At 68.2% G+C, this 16737-nt stretch carries 16 protein-coding genes and 2 pseudogenes; 6 read left to right on the plus strand and 12 right to left on the minus strand.

The annotated features are described in order from the left end of the window. Positions 1–72 (minus strand): helix-turn-helix domain-containing protein (locus G3N61_RS27140; RefSeq protein ID WP_205821988.1); only part of this gene is annotated, 72 nt, incomplete at its 3' end. 83 nt (positions 73–155) lie between these two features. Between G3N61_RS27140 and G3N61_RS27145 the strand changes: the two are divergent. Both G3N61_RS27145 and G3N61_RS27150 read left to right on the plus strand, forming a co-directional pair. Continuing rightward, positions 156–275 (plus strand): annotated as a pseudogene (locus G3N61_RS27145) (transposase); the annotation flags it as partial. A gap of 74 nt (positions 276–349) precedes the next feature. Beyond that, positions 350–517, plus strand: a pseudogene (locus G3N61_RS27150) (cupin); the annotation flags it as partial. A 249-nt stretch (positions 518–766) separates the two neighbouring features. Here the strand turns inward: G3N61_RS27150 and G3N61_RS40325 are convergent. The 10 genes from G3N61_RS40325 to G3N61_RS27200 all read right to left on the minus strand — a co-directional run bounded on the left by G3N61_RS40325 (position 767) and on the right by G3N61_RS27200 (position 12053). Beyond that, positions 767–1387, minus strand: a complete 621-nt coding sequence (locus tag G3N61_RS40325; protein WP_043179870.1) for a response regulator — start codon at positions 1385–1387, stop codon at positions 767–769. 39 nt (positions 1388–1426) lie between these two features. Beyond that, positions 1427–3046 (minus strand): ATP-binding protein, encoded by a 1620-nt coding sequence (locus tag G3N61_RS27160; protein WP_205824033.1) that lies wholly within the window; start codon positions 3044–3046, stop codon positions 1427–1429. Between the two features lie 220 nt (positions 3047–3266). After that, positions 3267–4232 carry a spore coat U domain-containing protein gene (locus G3N61_RS27165; RefSeq protein ID WP_043179873.1) on the minus strand — a complete coding sequence of 322 codons (966 nt, stop codon included), beginning with the start codon at positions 4230–4232 and terminating at the stop codon, positions 3267–3269. A gap of 23 nt (positions 4233–4255) precedes the next feature. Beyond that, positions 4256–6553: a fimbria/pilus outer membrane usher protein gene (locus G3N61_RS27170; protein WP_205824034.1), complete on the minus strand. Its 2298-nt coding sequence runs from the start codon at positions 6551–6553 to the stop codon at positions 4256–4258. Positions 6554–6745: 192 nt separating this feature from the next. After that, positions 6746–7504 (minus strand): molecular chaperone, encoded by a 759-nt coding sequence (locus tag G3N61_RS27175; RefSeq protein ID WP_241017933.1) that lies wholly within the window; start codon positions 7502–7504, stop codon positions 6746–6748. Between the two features lie 99 nt (positions 7505–7603). Beyond that, positions 7604–8113, minus strand: coding sequence for a spore coat U domain-containing protein (locus tag G3N61_RS27180; RefSeq protein ID WP_080741517.1), 510 nt, complete (start codon positions 8111–8113; stop codon positions 7604–7606). A 91-nt stretch (positions 8114–8204) separates the two neighbouring features. Next, positions 8205–8771 carry a spore coat protein U domain-containing protein gene (locus G3N61_RS27185; protein WP_043179881.1) on the minus strand — a complete coding sequence of 189 codons (567 nt, stop codon included), beginning with the start codon at positions 8769–8771 and terminating at the stop codon, positions 8205–8207. 51 nt (positions 8772–8822) lie between these two features. Then, on the minus strand, positions 8823–9368 hold the full coding sequence (locus G3N61_RS27190) for a spore coat U domain-containing protein (RefSeq protein WP_089452298.1): 546 nt from the start codon (positions 9366–9368) through the stop codon (positions 8823–8825). Between the two features lie 1042 nt (positions 9369–10410). Then, positions 10411–11220, minus strand: a complete 810-nt coding sequence (locus G3N61_RS27195; protein ID WP_205824036.1) for an SDR family oxidoreductase — start codon at positions 11218–11220, stop codon at positions 10411–10413. Further along, positions 11217–12053 carry a molybdenum cofactor biosynthesis F family protein gene (locus G3N61_RS27200; protein ID WP_205824037.1) on the minus strand — a complete coding sequence of 279 codons (837 nt, stop codon included), beginning with the start codon at positions 12051–12053 and terminating at the stop codon, positions 11217–11219. Before G3N61_RS27200 ends, G3N61_RS27195 begins: the two co-directional genes overlap by 4 nt. 170 nt (positions 12054–12223) lie before the next feature. Here G3N61_RS27200 and G3N61_RS27205 point away from each other — a divergent pair, with 170 nt between their 5' ends. The 3 genes from G3N61_RS27205 to G3N61_RS27215 all read left to right on the plus strand — a co-directional run bounded on the left by G3N61_RS27205 (position 12224) and on the right by G3N61_RS27215 (position 14945). After that, entirely contained in the window at positions 12224–13018 is a 795-nt protein-coding gene (locus G3N61_RS27205) for an AraC family transcriptional regulator (protein ID WP_205824038.1), read from the plus strand. Positions 13019–13223: 205 nt separating this feature from the next. After that, positions 13224–14183, plus strand: a complete 960-nt coding sequence (locus G3N61_RS27210; protein WP_205824039.1) for a DMT family transporter — start codon at positions 13224–13226, stop codon at positions 14181–14183. A gap of 189 nt (positions 14184–14372) precedes the next feature. Continuing rightward, entirely contained in the window at positions 14373–14945 is a 573-nt protein-coding gene (locus G3N61_RS27215) for a permease (RefSeq protein ID WP_089452296.1), read from the plus strand. Between the two features lie 96 nt (positions 14946–15041). On the opposite strand, the gene G3N61_RS27220 is transcribed toward G3N61_RS27215, so the two are convergent. Then, the gene (locus G3N61_RS27220; protein WP_009688930.1) at positions 15042–15176 is read right to left on the minus strand and encodes an entericidin A/B family lipoprotein; all 135 of its coding nucleotides are present in this window, start codon (positions 15174–15176) and stop codon (positions 15042–15044) included. A 233-nt stretch (positions 15177–15409) separates the two neighbouring features. On the opposite strand from G3N61_RS27220, the gene G3N61_RS27225 reads away from it, so the two are divergent. Continuing rightward, the gene (locus G3N61_RS27225; RefSeq protein WP_043179892.1) at positions 15410–16705 is read left to right on the plus strand and encodes an aspartate carbamoyltransferase; all 1296 of its coding nucleotides are present in this window, start codon (positions 15410–15412) and stop codon (positions 16703–16705) included. Positions 16706–16737: the final 32 nt, after the last annotated feature.

Here is a 16737-nt window from a genome sequence, read left to right on the forward strand (position 1 = left end):
GAAGCGGCGCATATCGCGCTGCTGCTCGCCGTTCGGCATCAGTTCGAACTTGAAGGCCTGGAGTCGTCGCATCGGACGATTGTATGTCTGGCCCACAAGAGCGAGTCAAGCCATTCGACGTGGTCGCTATTACGTCTTTCAAGTGCTACTCGAGCATTCGTAAAAAGTTGTGGGGCGGCGCGCTGGAGTCTCTGTCTTACTTTGCCGGAAGTTGTGGTGGAGCGCCTGTCGAAATCGTTCGCAAATACATCGACCAACAGAAAACGCCCCACTAGCCGCCCGAAAGGACGCCTACGGCGTCCGCGCTATCCTTCCCCGCCCTGAAGGACGAGGTTTGACGCGCATTCAGATCAACAACACGCAGGACGAAGTCCGGCTGATGGTGATCGGTGAACGTCCGCGCGACGACAACCGCATCCGCTACCCGATGAACCACGCGTATGAGCTTACCCGCGCGGACCGCTGGGTGGACTGGCCCGACCGGCCGCTCGGGGACCACAACGGGATGCCGGACTGACGCGCGCGAAGATGCCCGCGACGGTCATCGAACCCGTGTGCTGAAGGACGCCATAAGGGCGTCGCTGACGCTCGACAGTCGACCCGAGTGCATGGCCGAACGGCCAGCAGTGATCCGGGCCAACCGTTACCGGCGCCCACCTCGCCATGGCGCGACGCGCAAAAAAAATCCCTCCGCCGTCGATCCAGGCTGGAGGGCAAGCGATCCCGATCGTGCGGGATCGAGGCACGGGATGGACAGCCGGCCCGCTCAGGCCAGCCCGTTTCCCGACACGTACAGAAACAGCTCGGCGTCGCTGCGGATGCCGAGCTTCTTCATCGCGTTGTGCTTCTGCGTGCTGATCGTCTTGATGCTGCGGCCGTAGTAATGCGCGATATCGGTCATCGTCATCCCGCTCGCACACATCCGCACGACTTCGATCTCACGCGGGCTCAGCGCATAGACGTCGTCGTTCACGGCCGTCGGCATCGGCCGCACGGCCGGCAGGAACGGGCGCCCCGCATACGCGGCGACGATCGCGCGCGCCAGGTCGGCCGCCACGCCGCGCTTGTTGAGCACGGTCAGCACGCCCGTATTGCAGATGTTCTGCATCAGCGCCGGATTGTCGAGCATCGTCAGCACGACCACGCGCACCAGCGGAAACGCTTCGCGGATCGCCTCGAGCATCAGCAGTCCATCCGCGTGCGCGCGCCCCGGCATCGCGAAATCGGTCACCACGACATCGCAGTGCGTGCGCGCGATGCAGCTCAGCAGCGCGCCGGGCTCGAGGGCCTCGCCGACCACGCTGATACTCGTCTCGGATGCCAACGCATGACGAATGCCGTACAACATCAGCGGATGGTCATCCGCTATCACAACCCTGATACTCACTTTCGCCCTCCTTCGTCTCTCGCCATCAACTCAATGCCGTCAGGCGCCCGCTGCGCGTGCCCGTTCGCCGACGTGCGTCAGCAGATGATCCGTCATCTTCAATACTTCTGCTCCGGCGTTGCCGATCGCCGCCGCCGAGCCGGACATGAGGGCCGCGTGAAAGCGGTCGAGCAGGCAGTCGATGTGACGCTGCCCGAACAGCGCGTAGGTGCCGCGCGCCGCATGACTCCATGCCTGCAGCGCTTGCCGATCCCCCGCACGCAGCGCGCGCGACAGCACCGCGCAGTCGGCATCGAGCGACGTGCGGCACGCGGCGAGCACGTTTCGGGTGTCAGCGCCGCCGTCCCCCGCTACGCCGAACGCATCGAACAGCGTCGCGTAATCGAGCGCCGCGGCGTCGAAGCCGCGCGCGTCGCCGGCATCGTGCGATACGCGCGTGTCGAGTGCATCGAGCGCATCGAGCACGTCGCGCAGATCGCCGGGCGTGACCGGCCTGCGCAGGCACGCAACCATGCCGGCGCCGGCCCAGCCGGACGCGTCGGCGTCGGCGTCGGCATCGGCATCGGCGTCGGCCGTCAGGCCGATGACCGGCATGCGCGCGAGCCGCGCATCGCGGTGATCGCGCAACGCGGCCGCCAGCGCGAACCCGTCCATTCCCGGCATCCGGCAGTCGGTCAGCACGACGTCGATCGGCATCGCGCCCGTCTCCAGCAGATCGAGCGCTGTGCGCCCGTCGTGACACTCGATCGCACGATGCCCGAGGCGGGCCAGTTGATGCGCGAGCGCGATGCGGTTGACCTCGCGATCGTCGACGATCAGCACGCACAACGGCCGCGAGGGCGCCTCGGTGTCCTCGCTATCGTGCGGTGAATCGGCAGCGGCAACGGCAGCGCCGGAGTCAGACGTGGTCGCATTCGCGCGTGCTGGCGCCGCCACCGGGCAACGCAGCGTCAACGCAAACGCCGCGCCAACGCGATGGGTATCGAGCAGCCGCAGGTCGCCGCCGAGCGCCCGCGCGAGCTTGCGCGAAATGGCCAGGCCGAGCCCGCTGCCGGCACCACCATCGCGCCCGGCACCGGCATGCGTGACGAATGGCGTGAACAGGCCCGGTTTCAGCGCATCCGGAATACCGGGCCCGGTATCCTCGACGACGATCTCCAGCACGACGCCATCGCGTGCCTGCGCTACCACGTCCGCACGCAACCCCACCGCGCCATGCGCGGTAAACGCAATCGCATTGCCGACCAGGTTCGACAGGATCTGACGCACGCGCTCGCCGTCCGTCGTCACCCACGCGGGCACGGCGCCGGCCACCTGCACCTGCAGGCGCAGCCCTTTCGCGGCCGCGCGCGCCGAGAACAACGCTGACACGTCGTCGAGCAGCGCGCGCGGATCGACCGCCGACGGTGCGATCGGCAGCCGGCCCGCGTCAGCGCGCGCATGCACGAGGATGTCGTCCAGCAGACGCATGAGCCGCAACCCCGTCTCATGCACGAGCGCCAGCAGGCCGCGGCGCTCGTGCGCGGGCGCCTCGCGATGCGCGACGTCGACGAGCGCGAGCATCGCCGCGAGCGGCGTGCGCAGTTCGTGCCCGGCCAACGCCAGCGCATCGTTCGATGCGCGCAGCGCCGCTTCGAGACGCAGCCGCTCGCGTCGCATGCAGGCCCACACCGCCACCCCCGCGACGGCGCTGCAGACACATGAGGCAAACACCGACCATAGCACCACGGGTCATCTCCCTGCCGCCGAACCGGCGCGGTCGTTCGGTGTCACTTCACGCCCCCGGAACCGCGCCGGCATCCCGGTGGTTCGTCACTCGTGGTCATCCTCATCCTTGTCGTCATTCGGGGCGCCAACCAGGCATGCCTTCGCGCGCCCGCTAGTAGCGGACGTCGACGATCACGCTGTCGGTGTAGGTGCCGACGGGCGGCGTGGCCTGGTCGTTGTAGATTCTAGCCACGTACGGCATCGTATTCACCGACGTTCCGTCCGCCGGGCCGCTGCCGGCGACGCGGTTGCTCGCCTGCCCCCAGACCGTCGCGCCGCCGCCGGCAAACAGGTCGTACTGAAGACGATTCGCACCGCTCGCCATCTGTCGGCGCCCGTTGCCGGCCGCGTTGTTGCCGGGGCTCAGCCCGACCGTGTAGATCATCCCCTTCGTGCAGGTCAGCGCAATCGAGCCGGACACGGGCTGGAAGCTCGACACGGTCGGCGCAGCGCCAAAGCTCACGTCCGGTGCGGTGATCGTGCAGTCGTTGGTGACGGTCATCGTGACCTGGAACGTCGACACGCCGCTGCCCTGGTCGCGGCCGAGGCAGATCCCGAGAATCCCGATCCCCGCGCAATAGTTCCAGGTCCAGTTGATCGTCAGCGTGTCGGTATAGACGCCCGCCGCGACGTTGCTGTTGGTGCTCGTGCGGAAATAGAGCGGCAGCGAGGCGGCCGGCCCGCCGAAAATCCCGAGCAGGTTGAGCAGCGCGCCGCTGAACCAGTTGTATTGCTGCCCCCTGTTCAGCACGACCGAATAAGCCGAATCCGCGAAGATCGTGTACGGAATCGCATCGCCGGTCGGGCCGGTCAACTGGCCGCCGTTGGCCGACGTGATGGTGGCGTCGATCTGGTCGCCGACCTGCAGCAGCGACAACAGAGCGCCCGAGCAGGTCAATCCGCTGTTCGTCGTCGAGGTCGACTGCGCCTGGTTTAGCGCCGCGAACGACGTGACCGTGCCGAACGACGCACCGTTCGCCGGTGTCACCGCGCATCCGGCATACGCGGCCGACGGCGCGAGCACGGCCGCCATCGCGGCCGTCAGCGCCCATTTCAAGATCCAGCCGAACTGTTTCATCCGTCCCCTCCCTTCCCTTCCGTCTAGTTGCCGCAGCGCAGCGGCCCGATGCGCTGCATCCGGTCCGCGCCGGCGTCGGACGGGAACGTCACTTCGCAAGTCCGGCCGCCCGGCAACGCAACGTCCACGTGATTGATGTCCGACAGTCCTTCGAAATACGTCTCGCCGCCCCAGCCGACGAGCGCCGTCTGCCCCGATTCGCGATGCGTCGCGCGCGCGCCGACCGGCAGCTGCCGACCCTGCGCGTCGACGAGCGTGATGCTGGCGGACACGATGCGCTCGACCGGAAACCGCACGATCGCGCCCGCCCGCTGGCGCACCGCAACACGCCGCTCGACCGTCGGGACGCGCACGTTGCTCGGCAGGCCGAGCGGATCGATCTCGTACTTGGCCGCGTAATACGCAGGCGCCCACGGCACGAGCAAGTGGCCGCCACCGTCGGTCTTGCCGACCACCTGGTTCTCGTAGCGCACGGGCACGCCCGGCTGCCCCTGCGTGTCGATCAGCACGAACGCATCGTCGACGCGGTCGGCCGCGAGCACCGCGCCGCCCATCACGACGAACGAGCCCTGCACGTCGGCCCAGCGCGTGTAGCCCTGGCCGGCGCCGCCGCCGTATGCGCCGCCCTGCACCTGGAAGTAGCGATTGCGCCACGTCAGGTCGGCCTGCTGGTAACGCGAACCGCCGCCGGCATACGCGAGGTTCCAGCCCAGCCCGCCATCGCTCGGCACCGAGCGGCTGTACTGCACGCGCTCGGTCCAGTTGTCGCGCTCGTCGCGCGCGGTGCCGGCCGTCACCGTGCCGCCACCACCGAACGGCACGATCAGCTGCATCTGGGCGGCGACGCCGTGATTGCCGATGGTCTTGTTCAGCGACGCGTAGAGCGTCGCGCGCCCGAACAGCGGCCGCGTGTACGACACGTTCGCGATCCGCGTATGCGATCCGTCGCCGCCGTGTACGTCGAAATAGCCGGCCCCGAGCGTGCCGCCGATCATGCCGAGATTCAGCGCGCCGGTCGCCTGCGTGCTGCTGCGCACGAGCCGGTAGGTCACGCCGGACGCCTGGTCGTACACGGACAGGTCGCGAAACCCGTCGGTGCGCTGGATGCGCTGCAACGCGACGCTGAACCGGCGCGACGTGTAGCTGTAGCCGAATGCGTATTGCTGACCCGACGTGCCGGCGAGGCTGCTTTGCGTCGCCGCGAAGTTGAACACCCCCATGCGGCCGGCCGCGACGTCGAAGCCGAGCCCGCCGAGCGCGAGCCGTTCGCCGGTCTCCGCATGCCCTTCGAGCGTCAGGTAGTCCGTGAGCCCGTAGCGCGCAGTGCCGGACATCGCGAACTTGCCGTACGAGAACGAGCGGATGCCGTAGTCGCGACGCATTGCGCCGACCGACAGCGAATAGTCGGACAGCCCTTTCTGCAGCAACGTGTTCGCGACGTAGAACGGCACCGTGGTCGCGACCTGGCGGCCGAGCGCGTCGGTCGTCACGACGGTCGCCTCGCCCGCGCCGTTGATGAACGGCACGTCGTTCAGTGCGAACGGGCCCGGGTTGACCTGCCCCGACGTCGCCTTGCTGCCATTGATGAACAGGTCGACCGCGGTCGGCACCGCCGCCTGCCCCGCGAACTGCGGCAGCGGGTAGGTAACGATGTCCGGCCGGACACGAAAATCCCGCGCAACCGACACGCCGCCCAGCCGCACCGCGCTCGTCCACGACAGCGCCCCCGTGACGAGGTCGCCGGCCGTGAAGCTCAGCATCCGGTCCTGGTCGGCATAGCGCCAGATCGTGTCGTAACGCATGTAACGGTTGTCGCCGGGCGCGCCGCCGATACCGTAGGTGCGTCGATAGACGCCCGTGTTCGCGAGCGTGCCCCAGCGGTCGAACAGCCGCTGCTCGGTCCACGCGGACGTCTGGCTACGGCCGAGCGTCGGCGAGCTCGTATAGACGTCGTAGTTGAACAGCAGCCCGAAATCCGCCGCCGCGGGCGTGCGGTCGTACAGCCGCCGCGTGCCGATCGTCTGGGCCGGCAGCCAGTCGGGCGGCACCGTGAGCCTGAGCTGCTGCGACGTGCTTTCGTATTCGACCTCGACTTGAGCGAGCTTCGCGAGATCGACCATCCGGTCAGGCTCGGCGTCGGTTCGCACCGACACCTTCGCGAGATCGCCGGCGCGCACGTAGTACGCGCCGTCCTGATAGCGAACCGGCACGACCTGCCCGGTGGGCAGCGCGTTGACCACGAGTTCGAGATACAGCGTGCCGCTGCGCAGCGCCGGGTCGGAGGACGGCAACACGCGCCCGAAGTTGTCGGCGAGTTTCATTGCGTCGTCCGCACGTGCCGCACCGGTCACCGAAACGGCGATGCCGATCGCCCACGCGGCGCCGCGCAGGCGAGGCCGCCTGCGTCCCTGTCGATTGAACCGCTCCAAGACTGCCCCCGTTTGCCGTGATATCCCGTCCGTTCCTGCTCGATCCCCTGCGACGACCTCGCGTCGCTGCGCGCATGCGAAGCGTCAGCGCTTCATGTCGGCGGGCTCCGGCTCGATGGCCACGTCGTGCTCTCCATTGACCGTCGCGACCAGTCGCGCTTGTGGCGTCTCCCGCACGGCGTCCGGCAGCACCCAGCGCATCCGCGCGCCGGGCAGCACATAGCCGAGCAGCCCGCGCGCCACGTCGCTGCGTTCGCCCTGTGCGACGAGCGCAACCTGCGTCAGCCGGGCGTGCACGGGGCCGCGGTTCTCGATCGCGAGCCAGCGCTTGCCGCCCTCGTGCTCGATGCGCCAGCCGAGCCGCGGCTGCCCGACGCCAGCCTGGCCGGACGACGGCTCCGCAGGCGCCTTCGCGCGCAGCCCTGCCCCATACACGAACAGCGGGATCGAGTAGTGCATCTGGAACTTCACGCCGAGCGACGCCTGGCCGCCGGCTTGTGCCGTGTCGTCGTCCGGTTGCGGAATCTCGTCGATCAACACGCGGTACGCGTCCTCGGCGCCGGGCGCGACGTCGGTCAAGCGCGTCAGGCGAATCAGTTGCCGCTTGCCCGGCGGCACGGTCGTCATCGGCGGACTGCCCGCGACGCGCGTCTGATCTTCCGCATACAGGTCCTCGCCGCCCGCCTCGCGCCAGCCGAGCACGCGCACCTGCAGCGTGACGGGCTTCATGTCGCGGTTCTCGAGCCACAGCGCCGCTGCGCGCTGGTCGCTCTCGATGACGGGATCGATCGGCCAGATCATCACGGACGCAGCCGCGCGGGCCGCGCCGGCCGCGACCGCCATGGCCAGCGCCACGGCCGCGCGCACCCTCGTGCGCCTGCGCCGCGCGCCTCCGCGACGAAGTCCTGAAACGGCATCATTCATGTCGGAATCCTGATTGAATCAATAACTCAGCGTGACCTGGGCGGTGTCGGTATAGGTGCCGGGCGGCGTCGCACCACCCGGCAGCGTCAGTGCGCCGTAGATCGGCAGGCTGACGACACCGGACGCCGGGATCGACACCGATTGCCCGACCGCCAGCACGGTCGTGCGGCTCGCGTCCGCATAGAGCCGGTAGGCGATCAGCGCATTGCCCGCGCTCGCGAGGTTGCGCTGCGTGTTGCCGCCCGTCGGATGCATGCCGCCGTCTACCGACATCTTCAGCGTCGTGCCGGGCGAGCACTCGATTTGCAGCGCGCTGCCGCCCGACGTCGCGACGGCCTGCCCGGTCGCGACCGCGGGATACGCGCCGAAATCGAGCGTGCCGAAATCGAGCCCCGTGCCCGACCCGCCGCCGGCCACGCCGCAGCCGGACACGATCTGCGCGCTGACCGCGAAGGTTCGGGTGGTCGGCACCGCCGTATCCGCGAGGCCGGCGATCGGGCACGCAAGCGCGCCCATCAGGAAGACCAGAGGTTCAGCTATCCGCATGATGGCAAGTGAGTCGAAGGGGTTCGCGGCAGCGCAGCCGACGGGCCGCCACGTGGCGGCGCCGGCCGCGCGCTTACCAGCCGAGCGTGACGTTGAGCGTGTCCGTGTAGGTGCCGGCAGATAGTGCGCCGCGGCTCGTCTTGTTGATCGCGCCGTAGATCGGCAGGTTGAACGCCGAACCCGGCGCCGGCACCGGGACGGACTGCACGGTGCCCGCGACGTACTGGACCGAGCGCGCGGAATCCGCATACACCTCGTAAGGCACGTAGCTCGAGCCGCTCGCGAGCGCGCGCGTGCCGGCGCCGACCGCCACGCCCTTGCCGAGGTTCTGGCCGCCGTCGATCGTCACCTGCAGCGCGGTCACGTCCGGCGAACAGGTCACCTGCGTCGCGCCGGCGCTGCCGCCGCCCGCGGCTTGGGCCGTCAGTGCCCCGGTAAAGCCCGACGGCTGCGTGCCGAAGTCGAGCGTGCCGAGGTTGGTCGAGTTGCCGGTCGAGCCCGAGCCGGCATCGATCGCGCAGCCGGTCGTCAGCACGAGCTTCGAATTGACGGAGCCGGTAATCGGGCTCGTTTGCGCGCCGGCGGTCATGCATGCCGACGCCAGAGCGACCGCTGCCAGGGTGTTCCATTGAGTTTTCACGCGTGTTCCTTTGACGAATGAGAGGTGAAGTTGCTACGCATCCGCCCGGGCTCACCAGTTGACGGTGATCCCGAGCAAATCTTCATAAGTCCCGGCCGGGACGAACTGCATCTGTGTGCCGACGACGCCGAACAGCGGCAGCGCGACGGCATCGCGCCGCTCGTCGACACGAAACGATTGGGGTATCTGCGGGACGTACGCGACGCTGCGCGCCGGATCGCGATAGATGTTGTAGGGCACGCGCGCGACGCTCCGGCCCGCCGCATCGCGCCGCACCAGATAGCGGGTCGATTGCAGGCCGTGCCGGCCCTCGTCGACCGACACCAGGAAACCGCCGATATCGGGGCTGCACACGACGTGCAGCGGGCCGCCGCCGGACGGGCGCGTGTCGGTGGTCAGGGGCTCGGCCCACGTGGGCCCGCGCGTGCCGAAGTCGAGCGCGCCGAAATCCGCGCCGATCGGCCCGCCGCCGACCTGACAACCGCTGCGCACCTGCAGGCTGACGTTCACCGTGCCGTTGACCTGCCCGGCCTGAATGCCGGCGAACGGAACCAGCATCAACCCGAGCCAGACCGTCTTCCGAATCGCTTTGACCATGCTGGCCTCCGGCACACGCACAATTACGGCGCAATTACCCGCCATTGCCGCGCAATTGATTAACCCATTGGAATTCCGGCCATTCGGGCCGGTGCAAACGATTGAAAAGGGATTATCCCGGCGACACGAGACAGCGAAGTGGAACGATACCGATCGATATCGGCACATCGCTCCATTCGCATTTTTCAGGGACGACAAAGCCCGCCCGGCATCGCGCGCAGCGCCTGCCAGAGCCCTTCCCTTTATGATGTCTTGTGCTGTCGTTAATCCGCGATTCGTTTCCCCGCTCGCGGACTCGATTTATTCGATGAAATGCATGTTGGTGGCCTCGGATTGCTTTTCGTTTTCTTTACACACAGTAATGATCCAGAAAAAATTCCCGGCACACAATCGGAATATTCCTAGAACCGAAAAAATAATCCGGAATGAAGACAGGTTTATCGCTCAGCCAATAACCAGTTCTTCATTTTCCAAAATGATCGCGTTGCTCGTGCGAATACGTTGTCGGAAGAATCCTATGATTCGTCTCGGAGCAGGTGGAAACCGGTGGCGTTACCGCGCGATTCGTTCCGGCACGGGCAGATTCGCCACCAATCAGCGATTTTTTGTCGGGCAATGGGGGGGGACGGCGAGACGGGACGGCTGGTCGGTAAGATTGGCGTCCAGTGGCCGGCAGACAGACAGGAAGGACCCTGGCGATCGATTCACTCGGTATGACGGCCCGGGTTTCGGACGCGGGCCAGGCGTCGCGGATCGCGATGCAAGCGAGTCGGGATTGGGCGCGGCAAGTGGTGCGTGGTGCTGGGTGCTAGCGGCTAATCGCTTGTCGACTGTTGTCACTGGCCGTCATCGGCCAAGACGTCGGCGGCACGTCCCGCATTGCACGGAACGAAGGGGCGCGAAGCCGCGCTTAAACGGCCGCCGCATGCAGCATTACGGAGAAGCCGCCCGGCAACCACCTGCGGGAAACATGGAGAGCCTGCTGCGCAAACGCACAGCAGGCCGCCGCCCCCGCTCCACCGGGGCGTAACGCGGTCAACCGTCATTCGCCGCCCAGCACCACTCCGCTCTCCGGCAAGGTCGCACCGCCGTCGACGACGATCGTCTGCCCCGTGATGTACGCGGCATCGGCCGATGCGAGAAACAGCATCGCGTTCGCGATGTCTTCCGGCTCGCCCATCCGTGCGAGCGGAATGTCGCGCGCGATCTGCGCGGCGACCGACGCGTCGCCGAGATTGCCGGCCGCCGGCGTACGGATCATGCCCGGCTCGACGCCGTTCACCGTCACGTTGCGACGCGCGAGTTCCAGCGCCGCCGCGCGAATGAAGCCGTTCACGCCGGCCTTCGACGCCGCGTAATGCGCGAGCCCCGGATACACGACGCGCGGCCCCGTCACCGACGACGTGACGAGCAGCCGCCCCGCTCCCGCGCGCTCGAATGCCGGCAACGCGGCCTGCGCGAGCCAGAACAGCGCCGACAGGTTGACCGACAGCGTCCGGTCGAGTGTCGGCTCGTCGATCTGCGTGAACGGCGTCAGCGGAAAATACGCGGCATTGTGGACGACAACGTCGAGCCGGCCGCCGTCACGCTCGACCGCCGCGACCAGCGCGCCCAGTTCGTCGCGGCTGGCGGCATCCACCCGATAGGCACGCGCCTCGCCGCCCGTGCTCGCGAGCGCGTCGGCCTGTGCGGCGGCGGCCTCGCCGTTCAGGTCGGCCAGTGCGACGAACGCATCGGATTCCGCGAAACGGCGCGCGATCGCTGCGCCGATCCCCTGCGCGGCGCCCGTGACGAGCACGACACGCCCGCTGAAATCCGCCCGCAGGCGGCCGCTGCCCGGCGCGGCACTCATCGCGGCGCCTCGCCGTCGAGCGGGTGCACGGTGTCGTTCAGCACCTGCGCATGCGCGCCGATCGGGAAGTTCGACAGCGTGCCGAAATCGCCTCCCTGGTAGCCGAAGATCTTGCCGTCGGTCTTGCGCTGCGCGAGGTCGATCAGCACGACACCGAGCGTCGGCACCACCTTTTCACGCCACACGAACAGATACAGCTCGTCTGCAATCCTGAAGTAATGGCAGCGGTCGACATCGGCCAGCCCGCGTTCGACACCCAGCAGGCACTGCCACGCGTAGAAGTTCTCGTTCAGGTAGATGTGCTCGTAGCATTCGGTCGGGCTGTAGCGGTACATCGTACGCTTGCCGATCAGCGCGCGCGTGGGCCCGTGCAACGGCCCCGGCGGCGTGTGGCCGCCGAGCGTACCGTGCCGGAACCCGGCCTCGACGGCCGTCAGCGGCAGCCCGCGCGCAACCCGCGTGAACGCGTCGATGCGCGTGTCGGCTTCGGTCGGCAGCGTGCCGACCACCGACGTCCATACGCCGTTGTCGAGATCGATCACGAGACTGACCGAAGTCGCACGGGCGGCCGAATCGAGGTAGTCGACGAAGTACAGCGCGTCGCGCAGCCGCGTCACGCGGCACGGCTCGCGGCCGCTCGCGCCGGTCGCCGCATCGCGCCACTGCAGCGCGCCGCCGGGCTCGAACGTATAGACGCGCCACACGCCCGATGCGTCGCCGAGCGTGAGCGTCCGCCCCGCGAGCGCATCGACGGATGCGAGGATGTTCGCTTCGGGCGCGAAGCCGTCCGCGAGCGCGCCAACCTGAATGAATACCGGATCCTGTCGTTCCACCTGCCGTCTCCCGCGCAGCTTCAGGCCCGGCGGGCCGTGTACGCTGCTCATATCCACATGGTGCGGGCTGCGTGCGCCGCGCGGTATCGGCCAAAAGGATGAAGGGCGCGCGGCGCCGGAACGCGCTAAAGTGCACGAAATCCGCGCCGCGACCGGCGCGAGGAGCGCACATGCACCGCGTCACCCATTACCGACGGACCGGCGAAGGCATCGAGGCGATCAGCCTCGAATCCGATCGCGCGTTTCCGCGCCACGCACACGACGAATTCGGGGTCGGCGTGATTGTCAGCGGCGCACACCGGTCGTGGAGCGGCCGCGGGCAGGTCGACGCCCTGGCCGGCGACGCGATCATGGTCAACCCGGGCGAGATGCACGACGGCTCGCCGATCGAGACCGGCACGGGCCGGCGCTGGCGGATGCTCTACCTCGCGCCCGCGCTGGTTGCGGGCGTCGCGGCCGAAGAAGGTCTCGGCGGCGTCGAACTGGCGCACCCGGCGGTGCGCGACGCACGGCTCACGGCCGCCGTCGGCCGGCTGCATGCACGCATCGTCGCGGGGGCATCCCAGCCCCTCGCCCGTGACGAGGCACTCGTGATGCTCGTCGCCGGGCTGCTCGCCCGGCACGCGAACCGCACGCTGCCGGCGGCGGGCGTCGCACCGGCGATCCGCATCGCCCGGGAGCGGCTCGACGCGGCGCCGGCCGCCCCCGTCTCGCTCGCCGAACTGGCCGACCTGAGCGGCGTCAGCCGCTTCCAGCTGCTGCGCGGGTTTGCCCGCGAACTCGGCATCACACCGCACGCGTACCTGATCCAGTCGCGCGCACGGCTGGCGCGCGCGCTGCTCGCCAGCGGCCTGCCGATCGCCGATGCCGCGGCCGAAGCCGGCTTTGCCGATCAGAGCCACCTGACGCGTGCATTCGCGCGCCAGTTCGGGATCACGCCCGGCCGGTTCACGCAGGCCGTTTGACGCCGCCGTCCTCCCGCGCGGGGCCACCGAGCAAACCGCCGCCGAAGGCACTGCCCCGGCGACCGCAGTGACACATGACCGCAGCAGCGGCAGCCGATGCCCGTGGCACACGCGTGCCAAATCCCCTGCGCCGTATTCGACCCGCCCGCGTGCGCTGCAATTTCGTTCAAGACGCACGCTGCCGCCGTGCGCGACGATGCGGCGCATGAAGACACGACTGATTGGCTATCTCTATCTCGCCGCCGCGATGGCGGGCGTCGGCAGCACCGTCATCGCGAGCCGTCTCGCGGCAGGCGGCCTGCCGCCGTTCGCGGCCACGGCGCTGCGCTTCCTGATCGCGACCCCGCTGCTGTTCGCGCTGATGCGCGCGCAGCGCATGCGCTGGCCACGCATCTCCACGCGCGACGCCGTGCTGCTCGTCATCCAGGCGGCGGCGGGCGGCGTCGGTTACACGGTGCTGCTGATCTGCGGCACGAAGCTGTCGTCGCCGCTCGATGCGGGCGTGATGCTCGGCACGCTGCCCGCGATGTCGACGCTGATCGCGGCCATCGTCCTGCGCGAGCGGCAGACGCCGCGCGACTGGCTGGCCGCAGCGCTCGCAACGGCCGGCGTGCTGTTCGTCACGTTCGCACCCGGTCAGGCGCTGCCATCGCTCCGCACGCTTGCCGGCGATGCGCTGGTGCTGGCCGCCGTCGCGTGCGAAGCCGTCTTCATCCTGCTCAACCGGCGGCTTGCCGCACCCTTGCCGCCGCTGGCGCTGTCCACCGCGATGTCGGGCCTCGGCTTCGTGCTCGCACTCGTGCCGGCCGCGTTCGAATGGCACGCGGTAGCAACCGGCTGGACCGTCGGCGCCGTATCGGCGATCGCCTACTACGCATTGGTGCCGACCGTGCTCGGCTACCTGTGCTGGTATGCGGGTTCGGCGCGCACGAGCGGCACCGAGGCCGCGCTGTTCACGGCGGTCGCGCCGGTCTCCGCCGTGCTGTTCGCAGTCGCGCTGTTCGGCGAAACGCTCAACGGCACGCGGGTCGCGGGCATCGCGCTCGTCGTCGCGGGTATGGTCGTCGGCGCAACGCGGCGGCGCGAACCGCCCGCTCAGGCACGCGATGCGCGGCAGCCGAAGCCGGTACGGCCAGCCCGCCCCGCGCCAACCGCGACCGACTGATCGGCGTTCGTCGCGTCATCTCAACATGGGAGATCGTTCGGCCCTGCCGCTCCGCCGAGTTCCCGCGCCGCCGCAGGCGATTGTAGGAATGTGTCCGCGCGCCGCAAAACCGTTGCGTGGCACCCGGCGAGATGCAATATTCGCGTGACCGGGACCTTTGACGACCATCGACCGACACGCCGCCGCGCAATGAACAGGAAGGAAGCCAAAACAAGAATCGCGGTGCTGATGTCCGCTGGAACGAGGAAGGCCGACGTCCTGGCCGATCTGTCCGGACAAGGGCTCGACGATCGAGTGCTCGCCGGCCTGATTGCATCGCGCCCCGATCCCGAACGCTGCCGCAAGAACAAGGTGCACGTCCGGATCCTGGTCGCACTCGCTGTCGTCCAGCTCGCGAACGGCCTGACGTTCGCTTATGGCGTCGCCCAATCCGGCGGCGACCTCGGCGTCTCGGGCGCGCTCGGCAATGGCCTCGTCATGCTGTTGCTCGCGCTGAACGTACTGCTGTCGCTGCTGTTCATCTGGGGCTTCGCGACGCATCGCGTCGGCGCCTATCACGCGTTCATCCTGTTGTCGCTGGTGCAGGTGCCGAAGACCATCGCCGAGCTCGGACGCAGTCCGTCGACCGCGCTGCCGAGCCTCGTGGTCACGGTCCTGCTGGTGGGCTATGTCTGGTTCGTCCGCAACCGGATGTTCCCCGACTACGGCGGGTTCACGCCGCGCAAGGTCGAAGGCCGCTACGCGTTCGTCGAGCACGCCTGACGCCACTGGCATCGGACATCAGACGCAAAAAAAGCGCCGGGCCGCCCCGCGATTGCGGGACGGCCCGGCGCTTTCTGTATTCCTGAACCAGTCGGCTTACTTGGCCTTTTCAGCCGTATCGCTGATCGCCTGGCCGCCCTTCGAAATGTCCTGCCCCATGCCGGCCACCGTGTTGCAACCGGCAAGCGCGGCGGTCACCACCAGCAGCATTGCAGCAATCGTACGCGTCATTCCCATTCTCCTTCGAATCATCAAGCCCGACGGGCGAATCATGTGCGGCGTGGCACCCGGCCAGATGCCGGGCACGGGGCCTGACCTGATTATACGGAGACGGCCGCCGCGCGCCAGTACGAACCCGCCGCCGGCCCCACGGGCCACCCAGCCGGGTCGCGCAGATTTTCCTTGACTTCAACGCGCCACGAACTAATATACGCACCGCGTATATTTTCCGTCAGGAGCCGCCGATGACCGTTCCCCAGCAAGCCTTCCTTCGCGACGCGATGCGCCGCCTCAACATGACCCGCGAAGCGTTCGCCAATCGTATCGGTGTCAGCCGGCGCGCGCTGGACACCTGGCTGTTGCCCGACGATTCGCAGGAATCGCGCGGGATGCCCGAGATCGTCGAGCGCTTCGTGTCGGAAATCGTCGAGCGCTCGGCACCGGATGGCGGAGACTATACGCAAAGCGTAGACAAGCAGGGGCTCTCGAAGCAGTTCCTGTTCGAAGGCAAACCGCAATTGATCTCGGTCGACCAGTTCTCGCGGGATTCGGTCGAGGCGCTGTTCCGCGTGGCCGACGTGATGCAGCCGATCGCGCGCCGCCACAAGATCTCGCGCGTGCTGGAGGGCGCGGTGCTCGGCAACCTGTTCTTCGAGGCCAGCACGCGTACGCGCGTGTCGTTCGGCGCCGCCTTCTGCCGGCTCGGCGGTTCGGTGTGCGACACGACAGGCTTCACGTTCTCGTCGATGGCCAAGGGCGAATCGATCTACGACACGAGCCGCGTGATGGCCGGCTACGTCGATGCGCTCGTGATCCGCCATCCGGAGAAAGGCTCGGTGGCCGAGTTCGCGCGCGCGACCAACCTGCCCGTGATCAACGGCGGCGACGGCCCCGGCGAGCACCCGAGCCAGGCGCTGCTCGATCTCTATACGATCCAGCGCGAGTTCTCGCGGCTCGGCAAGATCGTCGACGGCGCGCACATCGCGCTGGTCGGCGACCTCAAGTACGGCCGCACCGTGCACTCGCTCGTCAAGCTGCTCGCACTGTACCGCGGGCTGAAGTTCACACTCGTGTCGCCGCCGACGCTCGAGATGCCGGCTTACATCGTCGACCAGATCGCGACGAACGGCCATGTGATCGAGCAGACGACCGACCTCGCAGCCGGGCTGCGCGGCGCGGACGTCGTCTACGCGACGCGGATCCAGAAGGAGCGCTTCACCGACGAGTCGTTCGAAGGCTACACGCCGGATTTCCAGATCAACCAGGCGCTCGTCGACTCGGTATGCAAACCCGACACGCTGATCATGCACCCGCTGCCGCGTGACAGCCGGCCCGGCGCGAACGACCTGTCGGTCGACCTGAACCGCGACCCGCGCCTCGCGATCTTCCGCCAGACCGACAACGGCATTCCGGTGCGGATGGCGATCTTCGCGGTACTGCTCGGTGTGGAGAACCTCGTCCAGCATTCGATGCGCGACGCGACGTGGCGCCCGCCGGCCTATCTCGGGCCGGAGGACGCGGTGTTTCACGGGGTGGATTGACGTCGAGGTGGTGGCGCGATTCGGACGCCGCC

This window comes from Burkholderia sp. Ac-20349, assembly GCF_017104865.1.
GTDB lineage: Bacteria > Pseudomonadota > Gammaproteobacteria > Burkholderiales > Burkholderiaceae > Burkholderia > Burkholderia aenigmatica.

Excerpts from the sequence above, each read along its gene's own strand:
- G3N61_RS27195 (WP_205824036.1), bottom strand. The coding sequence starts at position 11,220 with ATGAGTGCCGCGCCGGGCAGCGGCCGCCTGCGGGCGGATTTCAGCGGG.
- G3N61_RS27160 (WP_205824033.1), bottom strand. The coding sequence starts at position 3,046 with ATGCGACGCGAGCGGCTGCGTCTCGAAGCGGCGCTGCGCGCATCGAAC.
- G3N61_RS27210 (WP_205824039.1), top strand. The coding sequence starts at position 13,224 with ATGAAGACACGACTGATTGGCTATCTCTATCTCGCCGCCGCGATGGCG.
- G3N61_RS27205 (WP_205824038.1), top strand. The coding sequence starts at position 12,224 with ATGCACCGCGTCACCCATTACCGACGGACCGGCGAAGGCATCGAGGCG.
- G3N61_RS27165 (WP_043179873.1), bottom strand. The coding sequence starts at position 4,232 with ATGAAACAGTTCGGCTGGATCTTGAAATGGGCGCTGACGGCCGCGATG.
- G3N61_RS27225 (WP_043179892.1), top strand. The coding sequence starts at position 15,410 with ATGACCGTTCCCCAGCAAGCCTTCCTTCGCGACGCGATGCGCCGCCTC.
- G3N61_RS27175 (WP_241017933.1), bottom strand. The coding sequence starts at position 7,504 with ATGGCGGTCGCGGCCGGCGCGGCCCGCGCGGCTGCGTCCGTGATGATC.
- G3N61_RS27190 (WP_089452298.1), bottom strand. The coding sequence starts at position 9,368 with ATGGTCAAAGCGATTCGGAAGACGGTCTGGCTCGGGTTGATGCTGGTT.
- G3N61_RS27220 (WP_009688930.1), bottom strand. The coding sequence starts at position 15,176 with ATGACGCGTACGATTGCTGCAATGCTGCTGGTGGTGACCGCCGCGCTT.
- G3N61_RS27215 (WP_089452296.1), top strand. The coding sequence starts at position 14,373 with ATGAACAGGAAGGAAGCCAAAACAAGAATCGCGGTGCTGATGTCCGCT.
- G3N61_RS27170 (WP_205824034.1), bottom strand. The coding sequence starts at position 6,553 with ATGAAACTCGCCGACAACTTCGGGCGCGTGTTGCCGTCCTCCGACCCG.